The sequence below is a fragment of the Enterococcus sp. E4-150 genome, assembly GCF_035726465.1.
In the GTDB taxonomy this organism is placed as follows: Bacteria; Bacillota; Bacilli; order Lactobacillales; family Enterococcaceae; genus Enterococcus_B; species Enterococcus_B faecium.
In genome coordinates, this window is the sequence record NZ_JAPRGK010000012.1 from 59,105 (window position 1) to 79,373 (window position 20,269).

The following is a 20,269-nucleotide window of genomic DNA, read 5'->3' on the forward strand; positions in this document are numbered from 1 at the left end:
GTAAAATAAGACGATTGAATCGAATAGACAGGAGAAGAAGCAAATGGATTTTCAAAGCATTTTAGAAAAGATAAAAGCTGCTTTGATCAGTTTTTGGCGTTGGATCAGACCATATCTCGGACAATTACATCGATGGCGAAAGCGCATCTGGAAAAAATATCATGTGAACAAATTGATTTTGCTGATTGGTTTGATCTGTGTCTTAGTGACAAGTATCTACCTCTTTATTTTAGCAAAACAAGCAAATGTCGAAACGTTAAAATCAGGATTAAGCCAATCGACAGTCATTTATGATAAGAAAAACGAAGAAGCTGGCACACTGTACGCCCAAAAAGGAACATATGTAGAATTAAACGCGATTTCTCCCTATATCCAAGATGCAGTAATCTCGACAGAAGATAGGAATTTTTACGAGCATCACGGGTTTGATATCAAAGGGATTGCCCGTGCAGCAGTCCGAATGGTCTTGTCTGGCGGAACATCAGGGGGCGGAGGAAGTACGATCACTCAGCAGCTTGCCAAAAATGCGTATCTGACATTAGACCAAACGTTTGATCGAAAAGCGAAGGAATTATTTTTGGCAATCGAGATCGAAAAGAAGTACAGCAAAGAAGAAATCTTGACCATGTATCTTAACAATGCCTATTTTGGCAACGGGGTATGGGGTGTCCAAGACGCTTCCAGAAAGTATTTTGGAGTAGATGCAACGAATGTTACGCTGTCTGAGGCTGCTACTTTGGCAGGAATGCTGAAAGGTCCTGGTATTTATAATCCGATCGATCACCCAAAAAATGCGAATGATCGGAAAAACACAGTACTAAGTGTAATGGAAGAAAACGGAAAAATCACAAAAGAACAAGAACAAGCAGAAAGCCAGACAGATATCAGCGCGTATCTTAATGACACATATGATAATTCAGATTCTGGTTATCGTTATCCTTATTATTTTGATGCAGTGATCGATGAAGCAGTTAACGAGTATGGTCTTGATGAAGAAGATGTCATGAATAAAGGCTATAAAATCTATACAGCTTTAGATCAGGATTATCAAAAGCAATTAGAAGCTACTTATCAAAACAGTGCGTTATTCCCAGCAAATGCTTCAGATGGTGCCATGGTCCAATCTGCTTCAGTAGCTTTAGATCCGAATACAGGTGGTGTACAAGCACTAGTAGGACGAAGAGGAGATCATGTCTTTAGAGGATTCAGCTTTGCTACACAGATGCGTCGTTCACCAGGATCAACGATCAAACCATTAAGCGTATATACACCAGCACTGGAAGCTGGATACAAGCCTTCCAGTATCTTGAAAGACGAACCGCAAAGTTATTACGATGCGCATAATTTTGACGGGACATACCAAGGAGAAGTACCGATGTATCAAGCTGTTGCTCAAAGTTTGAATTTGCCCGCTGTATGGCTTTTGCATGAGATCGGTTTACAAAAAGGATATGATAAAGCAGAAGAATTCGGCCTGCCTTTAGCAAAATCTGATAAGTATTATGGCTTAGCCCTTGGTGGACTGGAAAAAGGAGTATCTCCATTGATCATGGCGGGTGCTTACAGTGCGTTTGCCAATGATGGTCAGATGTATACGCCGCATCTTATCACGAAAATCGTTGATTCGACTGGAGCGGTGATCGTCGATAACACAAACAAAAAACCAAAACAGGTCATATCAAAGGAAACAGCCGATGAAATGACCAGCATGCTTCTTGGTACATTTTCAAATGGAACAGCGGCTGCTGCGAATCCTGCAGGTTATACGATAGCAGGGAAAACAGGAACCACAGAAACTAATTTCGATGCCACAAAAGCAAATGACCAATGGATGATCGGTTACACGCCAGACGTAGTGATTTCGACATGGATGGGTTACGAAGAATCCAGCAAGCTGCACTATTTGGAAGGGACAAGTGGAAATGTTGTCGGGAAAGTCTTCAAATCAGCGGCAGAAGGCATCCTTCCGTATACTTCAAAAACAGGATTTAGTGTAGCAGATGCCTATGCCACAGGAGGACAAGTGGTAGCTGCAGATCAAGTTGGAAACACAGGAAATTCTAATGGAGAGTCTGGAAATTGGCAAGATAACTTGAATCAATATGGTGAACAAGCAAAAGAAGGGCTGAAAAACTTCGGCGATATGGTGAAAGAAGGCGTTCAGGGAATTGGTGAAGCGGCTAAAGACCTCTGGCGGAAATATCAAGGAGAGTAGACCCTTTGAAAACGAATAACCCCATGTTACAATAGAGAGTAACTACTAAAAGAAAAGAGGGCATAACATGTCAAACATCTACGATAGCGCGAATCAAATCGAACGTGAGATCCGTGAATTACCAGAATTCAAAGCGTTGAAAGAAGCGTACGAGAAAGTACAAGCAAACGAAGAAGCACACAAACTGTTCAAAGACTTCCAAGCGATGCAAATCGAATTACAAGAAAAACAAATGAGTGGACAAGAATTCAGCGACGAAGATGCAATGAAAGCACAAGAAATGGCTGTGAAAATCCAATCAGAAGAAGTAATCAATGACTTGATGCAAAAAGAGCAAGGCTTCAGTACAATCATCAATGACTTGAACCGTATCATCATGACACCAGTTCGCGACCTTTACAGCGAATAAAACTATTTTATGAAACAACAGAGGGTGTGAAAGAGACGTTCGGCCTTGAGCGATGACAAAATTGCTTCTTATTGCCGATAGGCTATCTCTTGAACACCGTTTACCAAGAGGTCGTGAGCCTACCGTTTAGCTCTGAGTTACAAGGAACAATTTCAAAAAAACAGCTTCTCATGTTTGATGACTATTGTGACTTGTGACCGAGGAGTTGGCAGGAGAACACCTTTTATTCAAAAATAGGAGCTACGACAAAAGTCTTGTCATAGCTCCTATTTTTTTGTCATTCATTTTTCAAGCGGTAGAAATAGCCTTTTTGAGCTAACAGTTCTTCGTAAGTACCTATTTCAACGATTTTTCCTTCATCGATCACAACGATTTTATCTGCCTCTTTGATCGTTGAAAGCCGATGAGCCACAATAAAAGTAGTGGGTGTTTCTGTCAGGTAATTCAGGGCCTGCTGGATTTTTTTCTCTGACTGGTTATCTAAAGCTGAGGTTGCTTCATCTAGCAAAATGATTTTTGGCTGACGTATCAACGCTCGTGCAATGGAGATACGTTGCTTTTGGCCACCAGACAGCTTGTTGCCATGTTCGCCTACTAAGGTATCCAGACCATCAGGAAGCTGGTCAATCAGTGAAGAAAGTTGCGCAGCTTCGATGACTTCATCTAAACGTTCTTTTGATACGTTTTTCAAGCCATAAGTGATGTTCTCTTTGATCGAAGCGGAGAACAACAAAGTGGTTTGAGGAACAACGGCTAAATAATTACGCACACTTCGCATATCCAATTCATCCAAAGGCTGATTATCTAGGAAAATCCTCCCTGAAGACGGCTGGATAAATCCAATCAATAAGTTAAGGAGTGTAGATTTTCCAGAACCAGATGGCCCAACAAAAGCAATTGTTTCTCCAGCTTTCACCTCTAGAGAAAAATGATCGATAATCGGCTTGAGTGAGTCCGGGTAATGAAAAGAAACATCCTCAAAACGAAAATTTCCATCCAAATGTTGGATTTTTTTCTTACCGTGATAAGTTTCTACATCGCCAGCAATCAACAGTTCGCCAATAGAAGTGATAGATTCCATGCCTTTTGAAATCGTAGGAATCAGCGTGATCATTCCAGAAACGGAATTGACGATCGTCGTGAAATACGTCTGATACATAACGACATCGCCGGGTTGGATGCGCCCTTGTAAAGCTAATATCCCAGTGAAAATCAAACAAATCAGCTGAAATATCTGAAAACTAGCCCAGCTGACTGATCCGAAAACAGATTGCAGGATATCTAAGTGGAATCCTTTTTCATAGATTTGAGTAAAATGCTTATTTAAGCGAGTTGTTTCGTGTTTTTCTAACCCATGAGCTCGAGCAATCGGTGCTAATTCGATCACTTCGATCACTTTTGCAGAAGTCTCTTCCATTTCTTGCCTGAAGTCTGAGTTGGACTGTCTGATCCTTTTACGGAAAAAGAGAGTAACGAATGCGGCGAGAGGAACAGTCAATAAGAAAAACATGAAAACAACAGGACTTTTATAAAGCGTGATACCTAAAGCTACGAATAAATTGACAGCGATATTTAATCCGCTGACAAATACTTGAGAGGACAACGTTTGGATAGCTTCTACATCACGGATGATCTTTGACTGGATCCGGCCAGATTGCAATTCTTTTTGATAAGGAATAGAAAGTTCTTGGATTTTCTTGATAAGGGTCGCTCTTAGTCCAGCTTCTACTTGACGGATCGAAGTGCTATGGTATTTTACATGAAAATAATTCGTCAATATATTTTGACCAATCAGACAAGCCATCAAAAAAGCGTTGAAATAAATGGCCTGCAACTGAGAAGAATCTTTCGATGAAGCTGCATTGATTACATTGGCAATAGCGATCGGCATTAACCAAGATGGAAGATGTTTGATAATAAAAAAGAGTCCTGACATGGCAAAACGCCAATAATTTCCCTGATAAAGATGCAGCAATGTCTGAAAAGCATTTGCATGATATTTTTGATAACTTTTCTGTATTCGTTCCTCCATAATCTTCTCCTTAACAATCTTGGTAAATAAACTGCAAGTGTTCTATTGCTTCAGGAACATAAATCTCAGGAGTAGCTTCAAGAGTGGCGTACATTAGAGGACGCTCATATTTGATATAATGCAGTACCGGGCGGAAATCTAAACAGCCCTTGCCAACAGGTACCATGCGGATCTTTCCATTTTCCATGATATAGTCTTTGAGATGAAGCGCTGTAATATAACCATGTAAATTGTCCAAGGCACCTCGGATCACTTTTTCCTGATCAGCATGATTTTCTTTATGCATCAAATTCGCACAATCTAAAATGATTTTTAAATTTGGTGAAGCTACTTCATCGATTAAACGTTTAGCTAACTGATAGTTATAGATTGGATGATTGATCCCTGCTTCAACAGCAACAGTTACGCCAAAATTTTCTGCATGAACGACTAATTCAATGATAGAATTTCTGGCGATCTGATAAGCTTCTTCAGTAAAATTTTCTTTTGTGTAACCGACAGAGACACTACCGGTTTCCGTAGCAATCATCTTGGCTTGATAGGCAGAGCACAGAGCAATTTGCTGTTTGAAAGTTGCCAATGCTTGTGCACGAACTTCTTGATTTTTGCTGGATAGGTTGATATAGCATCCTAAAATGGAAAGTTCGATATTGTTTTTTTGGAAGTATTCACCAAAATAGGCAGCACTCCCAAGTGTCATGTCAGTTAATTTAAGTTGTTCAGGAAATGCTTTTTGTGGTGCAAATTGGATATGGGACAAGTGAAGCTGTGATACTTTTTGAACGATTTCTTCACGATTTCGAACATCTAGATCATGGGCACGGATGCCTAAATTTAATGGAAACATCTCAAACTCCTTTTTGTAAATAATTAGCAAGAGGCAGACGGGATTCTTTTATCAATTCAACAATTATTCGGGCAACTTTATCAGCGCCTTCTGGACTAAAGTGGGTATTGTCCTTTAGTCCTTCTGGGTAATTTTTACAAGTATCAGGCATAAGATGCAGGTAGAATTTTTTTGTCTCTTCTTTTGAGAAGGTCTGGAACAATTCTTGTGATCTTGAGAACACATCTAAAAGAGGAATATGGTGTTTCTCAGCAAATGCACGCATCGCTTTTGGATAGTCTCCAAGTATATCTGGATTCAATGTTCCGTTTTCTAAGTAATCTCGTCGCGTCACAGATGTCAGTAAGACCATTTGGACGTTCGCTTTTTTTGCGCATTCAAAAAATATCTGCAGATTTTTTAAATAGCTACCGAAGGGAAGCGTACCTCTTTCTTCTTGGATTTTCTGGTCGTTATGTCCAAATTGTACAAATAAGAAATCATTCGGCTGAAATTGTGAAGCTAGACGGGCTAACCTTCCTTCCTGGATAAATGATTTGGTGCTGCGTCCATTCTTTGCTTGGTTATTGATCTGGATCTCGGGTGAAAAATAAGCAGAGATTTTTTCTCCCCAACCTGTCTCGGGACGCTTGTTTTCATCTTTTTCTGCCGCAGTAGAATCACCGGCAATATGGATAGTAGGCATGTTATCTCTTCTTTCATAAAGGTTTATAGGCAATGAAGCAGAACAGCAAGAGAAGAAGACGGAGCAAATTTGGTCCGTCTTCTTCTCTAAAACGTGGATAAACGGATTCCGTTATTTCGCTATCCTGTTTTTGATTCGTTACTGTTACTATTAATCAATTAGGCAAAAAAGCCAAAGTAATTTTTAGCATTTGTATAACTAATCGCTTGAACTAGACTTCCTAAAAGTTGTTCATCTTCAGGTGCTTCTCCTCGCATGACCATTTCGCCTAAAAATTCACAAAGAACACGACGGAAATATTCATGTCTAGTGTAGGACAGGAAACTTCTTGAATCTGTCAGCATGCCGACAAAATTCCCCAAAGCACTACCATCAGCAAATTGTGTCAATTGATCGCGCATACCAGCTCGAGTATCGTTGTACCACCATCCAGAACCTAACTGCAGTTTTCCATTCTGTTCTTTTTGGAAACAGCCCATCAAAGCTAAAATCGCAGGATAGTCATTCGGATTCAATGAATAAAGGATCGTCTTTGGCAACTGATCCGTTTCTTCTGCACGATTCAATAATTTTTGCAGAGGAATAGTCAAAGAAAGATCATTCATTCCATCATAGCCGGTATCGGGCCCTAATTTTTCCAACATTTGTGTATTACAGTTACGATAAGCATGGATGTGCAGCTGCATCGTCCAATTATGAGAATGATAGAAGTGGGTCAAATGTATCAGTGTTTCTGTACGATAAGCATCGATTTCATCTGAAGATAATAGTTTGTTAGCTCGTGCTTTTTGAAAAATCTCTTCTAATACTGTTTCATCCGCTTCTTTATAGCGTAAGATGTCTAAAGCGTGGTCGGAAACACGACATCCATGTTGATGGAAGTATTCTATCCGCTGCCCTAAGACTTCTATCAGTTCTTGATAGGTGGTGATCGTTTGGTCAGCTGCTTCTTCCAGTAGTGTGACCCATGCATTAAATCCTTCTTTTTCAATATTGAGTGCTTTATCTGGACGGAATGAAGGGAGAACCTTCAAATCTGGTTCTTCATGAGCAAGCAACTGATGATAGTGCAAGTCGTCTGCGGGATCATCTGTTGTACAAATCACTTCTACATTCGATTTTTTTGCGATTTCCCGACGGCGAAAATCAGGAGCTGCTAAAATTTCATTTGCTTGTGTCCAAATTTTCTCTGCATTTTCTTCATTTATCAACAAGTCAATACCGAAGAAACGCTTCAATTCAAGATGTGACCAACTGTAAAGCGGATTTCCGATAATTTTTGGTACGGTTTGACACCAAGCTAAAAATTTTTCAAAATCAGAAGCATTTCCTGTGATTTTTTCTTCAGGCACGCCACAAGCTCGCATCAAGCGCCATTTGTAATGATCGCCTCCCAGCCAAGCTTCTGTCAGATTGCTGAAATTGTTGTTTTCGTAAATTTCTTTTGGATCTAAGTGACAGTGATAATCAATAATGGGCATGTTTTTTGCGTAGGAATGGTAAAGCTTTTTCGCCCAATCGTCTTTTAATAAAAAATCATCAGATAAAAACATAAATCTTCCTTCTTTCTTTTTATACTGTTTTATGAAAATCAAAGTGTTACTCCGTTTTTAAAAATGGCAATTTCTCGAACGTCATTTTGTTCATTTTTCGTTTCTTCTCCACTAGCTACAGCGATGATTTTTTGAACAAACGATTCTAAGATTACTTCCATTGGTTGTTCTAATAAGACGCCTGCATTAAAATCCATCCAATGACCTTTACGTTCAAAAAGAGTCGTATTTGTAGATACCTTGACCGTTGGGACATATGAGCCAAACGGAGTTCCTCTTCCTGTGGTAAACAAGACCAACTGGCAATCGGATGAAGCAAGAGCAGAAGCAGCTACAAGATCATTTCCGGGAGCTTGCAACAAGCTAAGCCCTGGTTTTCTGATTTTCTCGCCATATTGCAGCACATCAACGACAGGAGAGTTTCCTGATTTTTGTGTGCAGCCTAATGATTTGTCTTCTAATGTAGTGATTCCACCTGTTTTATTGCCAGGAGATGGGTTTTCGTAAACTGGTTCCCCGTAAGACAAGAAATACTGTTTGAAGTCATTGATCAAGTCAACGATTGAGTCAAAAACTTCTTCATTTTCCGCTCGTGCCATCAATACTTGTTCTGCACCAAACATTTCTGGCACTTCTGTTAAGATCGTGCTGCCTCCTTGAGCAATCAAGTAGTCAGAAAATGCACCAAGTAAAGGATTAGCAGTTATTCCCGATAGACCATCAGAACCGCCGCATTTCAAACCGACATTCAACTTAGAGAGTGGGACTGGTATGCGCTGGTCATTTTCCGCCGCTGTTAAAAGCTCTTCTAATAGAGCCACACCTTGTTCGATCTCATCGTAAACATCTTGAGCCACTAGAAATTTCACTCGTTCTTCATCATATTCACCTAAAATTTTTTTGAATTCAGGAACTGTATTGTTCTCACAACCTAATCCAAATACTAAAACTCCTCCGGCATTGGGATGATTTACTGCGTCCGCTAAAATTTCTCGAGTATTTTGATGATCTTTTCCAAGCTGCGAACAGCCATAAGGATGCTTTAAAATCGTAATATGGTCAAACTGTCCCAGATCTGGATGTTTTTCCTTGAACTGTTTGACGATCAGTTCAGCAATGCCATTCACACACCCAACGGTAGGTACTAAAAACAAATCATTACGAATCCCTACTTTTCCATTTTTTCGCAAGTAACCTTGAAATGTTCGGTTCTCAAAAGGGTAATGACTTGGATGGACATCTTTTTCATATCGATAATCCAATTCACCAGAAAGATTGGTTTTTACATTATGAGTGTGCAGCCATTGACCGGCAGTTACGTCTGTCGTCACATGACCGATTGGATAGCCATATTTGATCACGTTGTCTCCAGCTTTCAAATCACCCAATGCAATCTTATGTCCTTGCGGGATATCTTCAAGAGTGGTGATCGTTTGCTGATCAATCGTCAGTTGTGTTTGTTTTGGAATAGGTGTTAATGCGACGACCACACTGTCTCGTCGATTTAATTTCATTGTTGGTTGAAGGGTTTCAAGCATGGACCATCGTTCCTTTCATTTCTTGTAATACTGACCGGACACCTTTTTGATCGATCTTTGCAGCTATTTCTTGAACTGTATCTGTCACATTCGGTATTTGAGACAAATCTTCTCCCCAAAGCGCAGCGTTTTGCAATAATCGAGGAATAGCTGTTCCATTATCAGACCAAGCATCAGTAAATTCGCTTATCGTCTTTTCATCATCATGTGGCTTTACTTGATCGCCTCGATACATAAGAAGTAGCGCAGCTAGTGAAACAGTGATTAACGGTGGTACCTGATTTTGTTCTTCGATATACTTCTTGAACACTGGAAGCAGACGGGTGCTGAACTTTGAAACACTATTTAATGAAATCGCTTCTAATTTGTGATGGGCAAAAGGATTCAAGAAACGTTCTTTGATTTGGTCAGCATAAATGGCTAATTCATCTTTAGGTAAAGAAAGCATAGGAATCAATTCTAGATTGAATAACTGATCAACATATGCGGAGAATAAAGGATCTTTCATTACTTCTTCTACAGTTTCCAATTCCGCCAACAAAGCAAGAGGGACCATCGCTGTATGCGGTCCATTAAGCAAATGCACCTTACGTTCACGATAAGGAGTCATATCATCTGTGATGATGACATTCAAGCCAGCCTGTTTGAATGGTAGTTGATTCTCCAATTCTTTAGGCCCTTCGATCACCCAAAGCATGAATGGTTCTGCTTTGACCATCAATTGATCTTCATAGTTATGCCGTTGATTGAAAACACCTGCATCTTCGCGAGGATAACCTGGGACGATGCGATCAACTAAACTACAACAGAAAACATTTTCTTTTTCTAACCACTCAACAAAAGCAGGTTCTAAATCCCATTTTTCTGCGTAGCGTAAAATGATTTCTTTTAGACGTTCGCCGTTTCTGTCAATCAGTTCGCAAGGAATGATGGTAAAGCCAACTTTGTTTAATTTGAAACGTCGGTATAAAAAGGCTGTCAGTTTGCCCGGGAAGCTCTGTGGGGGAGTATCTGTTAAATTATCAGTCTCCACGAATTGGATTCCTGCCTCTGTTGTATTGGAGACGATATAGGCCAAGTCGTCATTTTCTGCTAGAGATAGATAAGCATCCCATTCATCATAAGGATTGATCATTTGTTCTACTACGGTGATAATCTCGGAAGTATCAACGATTTCGCCATTGCTGAGTCCTTGTAAAATGACCGTATATAAATTGTCTTGCTGGTTCATCATATTCCCAAGACCTTGTTCTAAAGGTTGAATGATTGCAACATTACCTTTAAACAATTGTTGGTTATTCAGCTGCTGAATCTGCCAATCAATAAATCCACGCATAAAATTGCCTTCGCCAAACTGAAGAACTTTTACGGGTGCTTCGTTTTTTTTCACTAATTCTTTTGTCAGTTTTTTCATATAAACTTCCTTTCTGTGTTATGCACACGTTAACATTTTTATATAAAATTACTTGTAGTTTACAAGTAATTGATCGACTCACGAAGCATCAACAAGGTGGAGAGCTCAATTTTAGATTGTTCGATCGTCCTGCCTTCAATCAAATCTAGTAAAAGCTTTGTTCCTTCTTGACACATTTCTTTCAAAGGCTTACGTACGGTGGTAAGCGGCGGATTGAGATAGGAGACGACTGGAGAATCATCGAACCCGATCAGAGAAATGTTCTGGGGAACACGGAGGCCAGCTAAATGTACAGCTCTCAATGCACCAATCGCTATGTCGTCGTTGCCGCAAAAAACCAGAGTAGGCAGGTCAGAAAGTGATAATAGGTATTCCATGTTTTGGAGGCCGCTTTCTAAGCTGTAATCTCCTGTTAAAAAATAGGCTGGATTGACAGGGATGCTCGCTTTTTTTAGACTTTTCAATACCCCTTTTTCCCGTTCTTTTGTCGAACGAAAATTTTTCTTTCCGCCAATATAAGCGATCTTCGTATGTCCGCATCCAATACCGTAATCTACTGCCTGCATAACACCGGCCGCATCATCGGCAGTGACGTTGATAACCGCTGGATCATTGATGTGACGATTGACAACAACGAAAGGAAATTTTTTTTCTTTGAGATAGTCGATGAAAGGCTGATCATCATCACTTTGACTCATAACGATCAGTCCATCGTAGCGTTGCAGGTTGATTTCTGTTAAATCAACAACATCGATACTTTCAACAGATAAACTGTAATTTGTGTCTAATACTGAATGGATGCCTGCAATGGAATCTGCTAGGAAATTTGATGAAGTTCCTTTATGCAAACTTGAGAAAAATAGTCCGATTAGATATTTTTTTTGATTCACTAAACCTTTTGCACTATAGTTTGGCGAATAATTCATTTCCTTAGCTAGTTGTCGTATTTTTTGTTTTGTTTCATTTTTTATTAAACTGCTGTTATTCAAAGCACGAGAAACTGTCGTATGAGAAACGCCAGCTGCTTTAGCGATATCTTTGATCGTTACCATTACATCATTTTCCTTACTTTTTCACTTTTTGTTAACGCATTCATCATATTACGATAACTACGATAAGTCAATAGATCTTTGATATGAAAAGATTGCACACGTTAAAAATTACTTGGATTTTTATTTTTAATTATGCTATTCTTGAAAGCGGGGAATGCTCATTTAATTAGATGAGTATCAATTTTACAGAAAAATGAAAGCCTTTTATTTTAAAAGGAGGAGAGGAAGAAAATGAAGAAAAGTACAGTATTTTATAAAATATTTTTACCGATGTTTTTATTAGGAGCCGTACTTGTCATAGGATTTAGTTTATTCATTTACCAGAATACCTATGAATCGATCGAATCGAGTTATTTAACAGACAAAAAGAATTTGCTCAGGCAAGTTAAAACTAACGTTGAATGGAAAATTAGAACGATTGAATATTCGTTTTCTACGTATGGTTCGACCAAAAATTTCTCGGACATATTCAAGCATCCGCTGACATATACAGATTACTCCACTTATTCTGAAATCAGGAAAGAACTAAATTTTATAGAAACGATTGTTATGGATGATAATAATTATGATTTAGTCAGTTTGGCTGGTAAATGGGGAGTAATCAATGGATCGTTGAGTCAACTGACCGAAGAGGAAGTTGAAAAGTATCAACAGAAGTACATAAATAACAAAAATAATTTATTTTGGCAAAAGAAAAACAAAGGAATCGAAATGGTGATTTCTTTGCCAATGTTTGAAAAAGAAAAATATGCATTGGGAATTGCTACGATAGAGAAACATACAATAGAACAAGTTGTTGGTGAAAGTGGAGAAGACATACTTTCTATTGAAAACGAAGTTGGCAACCTTTTTACTACTCAGACAGTAAAAAATAAAGAGCAACCAACTGTATTAACGGACGTGGATCTAGATTACAATCAGCTGAAAGTGATAAGAGAAAAAGATAAAACGTATATAGTACTGAAATCAGATTATAATAATTGGATTTACAGATTAGAAGTTGACTCTAGTGCAATTGGCGCAATGATCCGCAATCTGAGAATCGGGCTAGTTGCAGTGTCTTTAACACTGGTAGGACTCATTGGTCTTCTTTCCTACTTATTTTCGGACAGATTTGCCCGTCCGATTTCTCAAATACAGGAACGTCTGAATCTTAAATCAAAAGGATTCAGTGGGAAAGAACTAGATTTGGTCGCTCAATCAGTCAGTCGGATCATAGGAGAAAAAGAAGCGTTAAGTGCACACTTAGTTACCCAAAAGCCACAGCTGGAAACGCTATTTGTACTTAGTTTATTTAGAAATCGAGTAGAAAGGCGAGAACTAGATCAGCGGTTGCAGCAATTTGGTTATAGTTCTCAAAATGACTGCTATTATACAGCTTTGGTTCAAATCGATCTGTTAGAAGATAGTCACGGTGGGGAGCGTGATTTGCTACTTTTAGCGATCAACAACATGATCACGGAAATTGTGCCAAAGGAAAATCGAATGCTGCCGATCGTTTTGAATGAAGAAATGCAAGCCACTATTTATCGAATGGATAAAGATGATGCAGAAGCAAGCAAAAAAGTCATGGAGTATTGCCGACTCATTCAAAAACGTGTAAAAGAATACTTGAATTTAACTATCAGTATAGGCATCAGTAACCGGTTCGAAACGCTGAATGAAAGCAAGCAATCGGTTGATCGGGCAAAAGAAGCCCTGTATTATCGTGTAAATACTGGTCCAAGTTCAATTATTTTTTATCAGGAAATCGTTCCTGCTGCTCATGAAAAAACACTTATTAGATATCCGATAGAAGAACAAAATCGATTGTTTGAAGCCATTCGTTCTGGAAATCAGGAAGTGAAGAATTTAGTACATGAATTGATTGATGCATTGTTTGCACAAAATAAAAATCCTTTGAGTCGGGAAGTAGTTTCGGTCCGCTTGATCAATGAACTCGTTCAATTAGGACAGTTATTGGGAGTAGATTCAAAAAACTTTGATAACATGAAACAAATTTATGTAAAAGCACTGAACAATTATCATCCCAAAGAACTAGAAAAACTTGTTTTAGAACAATTAGTTCTGCCAATCACAGAATGCTCTCAAGCAATCACTGATCATGAATTTAAAAATTTGTCGGAGAATATTATGCATATCGTCTACACAGAATATGATCGTGATCTGTCTTTAGATGTGATCGCTGATAGGTTGCATTATAACCCTAACTATTTAAGTAATGTATTTAAAAAGGAAACAGGAGAAAAATTTGGTGATTTTGTTCAAAATCATCGTTTAGAGGTAGCGAAAAAATGGTTGAAAGAGACTAACCTCTCCGTAAAAGAGATTGCAGAAAGATTGCAATATCGAAATCCGCAAAATTTTATTCGTTTCTTTAAAAAGAAGGAGTCGATTACGCCGGGAGAATATCGAAAAAAATATTTGTGAATCAAGAGGCTGTTTTTCTTGTGATCTGATTCAAGCAATAAAAGAGGACAGCAAAAAACAGCACTTCATGTTTTGCTGCTGGCTGATTTTATTGCCGCAGAATCAACAAGATAAACGCCGTTTAATCAAGAGGCTGTTTTTCTTGTGGACTGATTCAAGCAATAAAAGAAGTTAGAATAACCCTAGTATTTGTATTTATGGATAGTTAAATTTCAAGGCTAAGCACGCAAAAAGAACTGTGACAAAAGTCTTGTCACAGTTCTTTTTTACGAATAAATGGCGTTCAAGAGACAGCCTATCGACAATAAGGCATAATTTTGTGAAATATGGGAAGCTATTTTTCAAAATCGCTTCTTATTGCTCCTGTGGGTTACTCGTCGCAATGTTTGTGAGAGTTTTTATCATCGCTCAAGGCTGAACGTCTCTTTCACAACCTCTGATACACGGTGTTCCAGGAGTAGATTCTTCGAAAAATAAGCCGAAATTTCACAAAAATTTAAGAAGCAATTTTCGTAAATGCCTTCTTATTTCTTGAAGCTGACCACTTCTGACACAACTACCATTTTGCGTTCAGTACATAATCACCCTTTGACAGAACCTACGAGTGCTCCTTTGACAAAATATTTCTGAACAAAAGGATAAGCAATCAGCATAGGCACTGTTGCAATAACGATAACAGCCATTTTAACTGTTTGTGCTGGTGGAATCACATCAACGGCACTACTTTCTGCTTGCATCCCACTTGATACAATGACGATTTGGCGTAAAAGAATCTGTATCGGCCATTTAGATGAGTCGTTGATATACAAAATAGCAGTCATATAAGTGTTCCAGTAAGTAACAGCATAAAAAAGCGAGATAGTAGCAATAGACGGTAACGCTAATGGCAGCATAATTTTGAAAAATACACCAAAATCTGTGCAACCATCCATTTTTGCTGATTCTTCCAAACTATCCGGCAAGGCTTGGAAAAAGTTTCTCATAATGATCATATTCATTGCATTAACAGCCACAGGCAGGATCATGGCCCAGTAAGAATTGACCAGCCCTAGAGAACGAACAACTAAGAACGTTGGAATCATCCCCCCGCTGAACAACATAGAAAATACAACAAGAAAGTTGACGAAACCTCGACCAAACAAATACTTTCTGGAAAGACCGTAGGCCATCAGTGAAGTTGCACACATACTGACGATCGTTCCGACACCTGTAACACCAATCGAAACAGCAAGTGCTCTAAAAATGGTCGGCGTAGAAAGAATGTAGCGATACGCGTCTAAAGAAAAGGTAGTAGGAAAAAGGATAAACTTTTTCGCGACGACTTCTTGTGTAGAAGCAAAAGATGTAGCGATGATATTTAAAAAAGGAACGATACAGATCAAAGCTAGCAAAATTAGAAACGTATTGTTGAAAAGTGTAAAACTTCTTTCTCCTATAGAGACTTTCTTTTTCATATAGATAGGCTCCTCCTCAAAATAAATTAAATGTTTCTGTTTCTATATGTTCAATTTATCATCGGTGAAAGATTACGTATATAATCATTTCCTATGCTAAGTGTCAGATAGAAAAAAATAGAAGGTTTGCTATGCGTAGTTTATTTGTGAAAAAATACACTTTATCGTTTTGCATAGCACAAAGATCATTGATATGTAAGCGTTTTTACATACGATAAAAATGATTATATACGTAATTCAGATAGTTATCTATCATGAAGTCATAAGCAGCAAACATTCACAAAACTAAGGAGGGGCTTATGGAAAGTGTAAAGAAACAAGAACCATTTCAACTGACGCTATCGAAAAAAGAAGAAAAGCTCAGAAGACGAAAAAAAATAATTGCAGGAATCAAAACGAATAAATTTTTATATGTGATGATTCTGCCGGGAGTCCTTTATTTCTTGATTTTTAGGTATCTTCCTATGGGGGGACTCGTTATTGCTTTTCAAGATTATCAACCATTTTTAGGAATAATGGGAAGTCCTTGGGTCGGTTTCAAACATTTCATTCGTTTGTTTACAGAACCGACATTCTTTACATTATTAAGAAATACGTTGATCTTGTTCGGATTAAATATCTTCGTGTTTTTTCCGATGCCAATCATTTTGTCTTTACTATTAAATGAAGTAACGAACAAACGATTGAAAAACGGGATTCAAACGATCATTTACATCCCTCACTTCATGTCTTGGGTAATCATTGTTTCGATTACTTATGTATTTTTGAATGTTGACGGAGGGGTATTGAATGAATTCCTTGCAACAATGGGATTTGAAAAAATCAGTTTTCTAACATCCCCTGAATGGACACGCACAGTATATATCGGACAAGTGATCTGGAAAGAGTTGGGCTGGTCTACGATCATCTACCTTTCAGCGATAACTGCAGTCGATACACAGTTGTATGAAGCTGCAGAAATGGATGGAGCAGGACGCTTACGCAAAACATGGCATGTTACATTGCCGGCAATTCGTCCAGTAATCATTACCTTGCTGATTCTAAAAATCGGTCAGACATTAGACTTAGGGTTCGAGCATATGTACTTGTTATTGAATTCATTGAATCGAAGCGTTGCAGAAATTTTCGACACCTATATTTATACAGCTGGATTGAAGAATGGACAGTTAAGTTTCAGTACAGCAATGGGATTGTTTAAAGGGGTCGTAGGATTGTTTATGGTAATTTTAGCTAATAAGATTGCCAAAAAGCTAGGAGAAGACGGCGTTTACTAAGATAGAAAGAGAGGGAAAGATATGCTGCAGTCATTAGATAAAATAAACGGAAGGCTAAATCGTATTTTACAGTTGGTTTATTTGAATTTTCTGTGGGGCGGTTTAGTCATCGCAGGTTTGGGAGTTTTTACTTTCGGTCCTGCATCGTATGCGATGGTTGCAGTGATTAGAAAATGGCTGCGCTCAAAAGAAACGTTTCCTTTGACGAAAACGTACTTCACATATTTTAAAGAAAACTATCGTGAAACCTTGCTGATGAGCTGGATATATGGCGCCATCGGGATTGTTTTACTTGTGGATCTTTCTTTCATACACAATTGGTATCTTAGGATCGCTTTGTATATTGCTGCGTTCATATATGTGCTCTCAGCACTCTATATTTTCCCAATCATGGCTCATTATGATTGGAAAGGATATTTTTTCAAAATGAAAATGGCATTTTTATTCGGATTCTCACATCTTCATTACTCATTAGTGTTGATATTAAGTATGGTAGGGATTTATCTGATGATCATCCAAACAATGCCAGGTGTTTTAACCTTTATCGGTGGCAGTCTCTTCTTTTCCGCAGTCACGTGGACAGCAAATTCTATATTTTGCCATTTGGAATGGAAGAACTCATATACAGAAAAAACAGAAGAAAACAAAAATATTATTAAAACAGTGAAGGAGAAAATTTATGAAAAAAGCAACGCTCGTAAAATTAGGTCTTAGTTTTGCAGGAATTCTAGCACTTGCCGCATGCGGCAGCAGTTCAAGTAACAGTTCTTCAGAGACAGAAGATGGAAAAGCTAAAATCACTTGGTTAAATATTTTGCATCATGCTTCACCGCCTACAGACACGATTGTGAACTTGATCGAAGAAAAAACCGATACGGAACTGACATTCAACTGGATTCCTGATGCTTCAAAAGAAGAAAGATTAACAACTGCATTGGCTTCTGATGAACTAGGAGATATCGTTACACTTCAAATTGCGATGTTGAAAAACTCTTCTGTCCGCAATGCGTTAAAATCAGGCGTATTCTGGGATGTATCAGAATATTTAAAAGACTATAAAAATTTAAGTCAAATTTCTGAAGATAGAATCGAAGCTGCGAGTATCGACGGTGCCTTGTACGGCGTACCGATACAAAAAGACTACGCTCGTGCTGGCTTAGTCATTCGAAAAGACTGGTTGGATAATCTAGGACTAGATGTTCCAACTACCATGGATGAGCTTTATGAAGTAGCTAAACAATTTACAGAAAACGATCCTGATGGAAATGGTGTGGACGACACAGTTGGTTTTGGCGATCGTGCGCCTAGTGATATTCGTTATACCAGCTTTAAACTTTTCACTTCTTATTTTGGAGCACCAAATGGCTGGGCTGTAGACGATAATGGCAAATTCACTCCAGAATTTGATACAGAAGAGTATATGAAAGCTTTGAATTTTTCAAGAGATCTATTTGAGAATGGCTATTTGGCACAAGACTTTGCAGTTACCCAAAAGACTGATCAGCAAGAACAATTTGCACAAGGAAGAACTGGAATCTACACTGGAATGGTGGATATCAAGAATCTGAAGACGATGGGTCAAGGTATTCAAGATGATATGGAATTAGTGCCTGTAAACAAGATCTCAGATGGTGAAGGCGGCGGTTATCATGTTTGGTCAGAAGGAAATGGTATTGGCGGCTTGCTAGCATTTCCCAAATCTCAAGTAAAAGACGAAGCACAATTGAAGAAATTACTTCAATTTGTTGATGATCTTTTAGAAGAAGATGTGTATAAATTGATGACTGGCGGTATCGAAGGAACGCATTATGAATTGAATGATGATGGTTCTATCGAATTTATCGATATGGATCTTTGGCAACAAGAGGTGCAACCGTTATCAAGCTCTCGTCCTAGTGAAGTGACGTTCTCTTTCAAAGATACAGACCCTGAAAAAGAATTCTCTAATCAATTGATCAAAGAAAATGAAGAATTTGCTGTAATGGATCCTTCTGTGCCATTGGATTCACCGACGAACAATGAAGTAGGATCAGAAATTGAAAAAATCGTCATTGATGCTACGGTGCAATACATCATGGGACAGCTTGACGAAGATGGATTCAAAAAAGCTGTAGAAGACTGGAAAGCACAAGGAGGCGATCGAATCACACAAGAGTACGAGGAAGCATACAAAGCAGCGGCACAGTAATATAGACGATTGGGACAAATACTTCTTGGTATTTGTCCCAAATCCTATTTTAATTTTTAAAGGAGAGCAAATAATGGAAAACTGGTCAAAGAAATTAGCAAAAAGTATCATGGAAAGAACACCTCGCTTATATGAAGAAAAGTGGTATAAAGGAAAATGGTCTTATGACTATGGCGTCGTACTTAAAGGGTTCCAATTACTTTGGGAACGAACCCAAGAAAAAATTTATTTTGATTTCATAAAAGACAATATCGACTATTTCGTGCAAGAAGATGGAACGATCCGTGGCTACAGCGTTGAAGAATACAATATCGACCATGTAAATACAGGAAAGCTTTTCTTTTTATTGTACAAAGAAACAGGCGAAGAAAAATATAAAAAAGCAGCAGAACTCCTTTCCCAGCAGTTGGCAAACCATCCACGCACATCCGAAGGAGCTTTTTGGCATAAAGAAATTTATCCTTATCAAATTTGGTTGGATGGCTTATATATGGGTTCTCCTTTTTATGCTGAATTTATCCAGAATTTTAGTGAAGAAAAAGATTACCAAGATGTTTTGAGACAGTTTGAAATCAGTTATAAACATCTATTCGATCCAAAAACAAATTTGCTGATTCATGCATGGGATGAAAAGAAGGTCCAACCATGGGCTGATCCAAAAACAGGTCTATCCCATCATTTTTGGAGCCGATCGATTGGCTGGTATTTGATGGCTGCAGCAGATACCTATGAATTACTTCATGAAGAAACAGATTGTTCTTTGCTGAAAGAAATTCTAGAAAAGACACTGGCTGCATTACTTCCATATCAAGAAGAAAACAGCGGGACATGGTATCAAGTAACAACAGAAACAAAACGGAAAGGAAATTATCTGGAAGCTTCCGGCAGTAGTATGTTTGTTTACGCAATGGCTAAAGGAATACGTTTGGGACTGCTGAACAAAGAAGAATGGCTTCCACAAGTGAAGAAATCACATCAAGGATTACTTGATGAATTTGTTCTGGAAACAAAAGAAGGCTGGCTGAACTTGAATAAAAACTGTCAAGTAGCAGGGTTAGGCGGAGCAGATCAGCGAGATGGTTCATATGCTTACTACATCAGTGAACCAATTATTTGTAATGATCAAAAAGGCGTTGGTGCATTCTTGCAAGCATTGATTGAAGTGGAGGCATTATAAA

The 20,269-nt window shown here is 38.4% G+C and carries 15 protein-coding genes; 7 read left to right on the forward strand and 8 right to left on the reverse strand.

Features of this window, described 5'->3' with window-relative positions; all coding sequences use genetic code 11:
- Positions 1–43: 43 nt before the first annotated feature.
- Positions 44–2,215, forward strand: a complete 2,172-nt coding sequence (locus OZ002_RS10470; protein WP_156249344.1) for a PBP1A family penicillin-binding protein — start codon at positions 44–46, stop codon at positions 2,213–2,215.
- A 67-nt stretch (positions 2,216–2,282) separates the two neighbouring features.
- Positions 2,283–2,624, forward strand: a complete 342-nt coding sequence (locus tag OZ002_RS10475) for a YlbF family regulator (protein ID WP_002285994.1) — start codon at positions 2,283–2,285, stop codon at positions 2,622–2,624.
- Between the two features lie 277 nt (positions 2,625–2,901).
- On the opposite strand, the gene OZ002_RS10480 is transcribed toward OZ002_RS10475, so the two are convergent.
- The 7 genes from OZ002_RS10480 to OZ002_RS10510 form a co-directional block, all read right to left on the reverse strand.
- Positions 2,902–4,656, reverse strand: a complete 1,755-nt coding sequence (locus OZ002_RS10480; protein WP_002307975.1) for an ABC transporter ATP-binding protein — start codon at positions 4,654–4,656, stop codon at positions 2,902–2,904.
- A gap of 10 nt (positions 4,657–4,666) precedes the next feature.
- A complete protein-coding gene (locus OZ002_RS10485) occupies positions 4,667–5,503 on the reverse strand; it encodes a sugar phosphate isomerase/epimerase family protein (RefSeq protein WP_002307976.1) in 837 nt (278 codons plus the stop codon).
- A 1-nt stretch (position 5,504) separates the two neighbouring features.
- The gene (locus tag OZ002_RS10490; protein ID WP_002294493.1) at positions 5,505–6,188 is read right to left on the reverse strand and encodes a rhamnogalacturonan acetylesterase; all 684 of its coding nucleotides are present in this window, start codon (positions 6,186–6,188) and stop codon (positions 5,505–5,507) included.
- Positions 6,189–6,346: 158 nt separating this feature from the next.
- Complete coding sequence (gene uxaC, locus OZ002_RS10495) at positions 6,347–7,741, reverse strand: glucuronate isomerase (RefSeq protein ID WP_002286000.1); 1,395 nt, start codon at positions 7,739–7,741, stop codon at positions 6,347–6,349.
- Positions 7,742–7,779: 38 nt separating this feature from the next.
- Positions 7,780–9,279, reverse strand: a complete 1,500-nt coding sequence (locus tag OZ002_RS10500) for a UxaA family hydrolase (protein ID WP_002332383.1) — start codon at positions 9,277–9,279, stop codon at positions 7,780–7,782.
- Positions 9,272–10,693 carry a tagaturonate reductase gene (locus OZ002_RS10505; protein WP_156249346.1) on the reverse strand — a complete coding sequence of 474 codons (1,422 nt, stop codon included), beginning with the start codon at positions 10,691–10,693 and terminating at the stop codon, positions 9,272–9,274. The genes OZ002_RS10500 and OZ002_RS10505 overlap by 8 nt, the downstream gene beginning before the upstream one ends.
- Positions 10,694–10,752: 59 nt before the next feature.
- Positions 10,753–11,745 carry a LacI family DNA-binding transcriptional regulator gene (locus tag OZ002_RS10510; RefSeq protein WP_002332384.1) on the reverse strand — a complete coding sequence of 331 codons (993 nt, stop codon included), beginning with the start codon at positions 11,743–11,745 and terminating at the stop codon, positions 10,753–10,755.
- Between the two features lie 231 nt (positions 11,746–11,976).
- On the opposite strand from OZ002_RS10510, the gene OZ002_RS10515 reads away from it, so the two are divergent.
- Entirely contained in the window at positions 11,977–14,175 is a 2,199-nt protein-coding gene (locus OZ002_RS10515; protein ID WP_002286007.1) for a helix-turn-helix domain-containing protein, read from the forward strand.
- Between the two features lie 581 nt (positions 14,176–14,756).
- Here OZ002_RS10515 and OZ002_RS10520 read toward each other — a convergent pair.
- Positions 14,757–15,629 (reverse strand): carbohydrate ABC transporter permease, encoded by an 873-nt coding sequence (locus OZ002_RS10520; protein WP_002297754.1) that lies wholly within the window; start codon positions 15,627–15,629, stop codon positions 14,757–14,759.
- A gap of 299 nt (positions 15,630–15,928) precedes the next feature.
- Between OZ002_RS10520 and OZ002_RS10525 the strand changes: the two genes are divergently transcribed.
- From OZ002_RS10525 to OZ002_RS10540, 4 genes are all read left to right on the forward strand, one after another.
- The gene (locus OZ002_RS10525; protein ID WP_002286009.1) at positions 15,929–16,903 is read left to right on the forward strand and encodes an ABC transporter permease; all 975 of its coding nucleotides are present in this window, start codon (positions 15,929–15,931) and stop codon (positions 16,901–16,903) included.
- 21 nt (positions 16,904–16,924) lie between these two features.
- Positions 16,925–17,617 carry a YesL family protein gene (locus OZ002_RS10530; RefSeq protein WP_002286012.1) on the forward strand — a complete coding sequence of 231 codons (693 nt, stop codon included), beginning with the start codon at positions 16,925–16,927 and terminating at the stop codon, positions 17,615–17,617.
- Positions 17,583–19,091, forward strand: a complete 1,509-nt coding sequence (locus OZ002_RS10535; RefSeq protein ID WP_002286015.1) for an extracellular solute-binding protein — start codon at positions 17,583–17,585, stop codon at positions 19,089–19,091. Before OZ002_RS10530 ends, OZ002_RS10535 begins: the two co-directional genes overlap by 35 nt.
- 73 nt (positions 19,092–19,164) lie before the next feature.
- On the forward strand, positions 19,165–20,268 hold the full coding sequence (locus OZ002_RS10540; RefSeq protein WP_002286016.1) for a glycoside hydrolase family 88/105 protein: 1,104 nt from the start codon (positions 19,165–19,167) through the stop codon (positions 20,266–20,268).
- The last annotated feature ends 1 nt before the right edge of the window (position 20,269 follow it).

Excerpts from the sequence above, each read along its gene's own strand:
- OZ002_RS10470 (WP_156249344.1), top strand. The coding sequence starts at position 44 with ATGGATTTTCAAAGCATTTTAGAAAAGATAAAAGCTGCTTTGATCAGT.
- OZ002_RS10475 (WP_002285994.1), top strand. The coding sequence starts at position 2,283 with ATGTCAAACATCTACGATAGCGCGAATCAAATCGAACGTGAGATCCGT.
- OZ002_RS10480 (WP_002307975.1), bottom strand. The coding sequence starts at position 4,656 with ATGGAGGAACGAATACAGAAAAGTTATCAAAAATATCATGCAAATGCT.
- OZ002_RS10485 (WP_002307976.1), bottom strand. The coding sequence starts at position 5,503 with ATGTTTCCATTAAATTTAGGCATCCGTGCCCATGATCTAGATGTTCGA.
- OZ002_RS10490 (WP_002294493.1), bottom strand. The coding sequence starts at position 6,188 with ATGCCTACTATCCATATTGCCGGTGATTCTACTGCGGCAGAAAAAGAT.
- uxaC (WP_002286000.1), bottom strand. The coding sequence starts at position 7,741 with ATGTTTTTATCTGATGATTTTTTATTAAAAGACGATTGGGCGAAAAAG.
- OZ002_RS10500 (WP_002332383.1), bottom strand. The coding sequence starts at position 9,279 with ATGCTTGAAACCCTTCAACCAACAATGAAATTAAATCGACGAGACAGT.
- OZ002_RS10505 (WP_156249346.1), bottom strand. The coding sequence starts at position 10,693 with ATGAAAAAACTGACAAAAGAATTAGTGAAAAAAAACGAAGCACCCGTA.
- OZ002_RS10510 (WP_002332384.1), bottom strand. The coding sequence starts at position 11,745 with ATGGTAACGATCAAAGATATCGCTAAAGCAGCTGGCGTTTCTCATACG.
- OZ002_RS10515 (WP_002286007.1), top strand. The coding sequence starts at position 11,977 with ATGAAGAAAAGTACAGTATTTTATAAAATATTTTTACCGATGTTTTTA.
- OZ002_RS10520 (WP_002297754.1), bottom strand. The coding sequence starts at position 15,629 with ATGAAAAAGAAAGTCTCTATAGGAGAAAGAAGTTTTACACTTTTCAAC.
- OZ002_RS10525 (WP_002286009.1), top strand. The coding sequence starts at position 15,929 with ATGGAAAGTGTAAAGAAACAAGAACCATTTCAACTGACGCTATCGAAA.
- OZ002_RS10530 (WP_002286012.1), top strand. The coding sequence starts at position 16,925 with ATGCTGCAGTCATTAGATAAAATAAACGGAAGGCTAAATCGTATTTTA.
- OZ002_RS10535 (WP_002286015.1), top strand. The coding sequence starts at position 17,583 with ATGAAAAAAGCAACGCTCGTAAAATTAGGTCTTAGTTTTGCAGGAATT.
- OZ002_RS10540 (WP_002286016.1), top strand. The coding sequence starts at position 19,165 with ATGGAAAACTGGTCAAAGAAATTAGCAAAAAGTATCATGGAAAGAACA.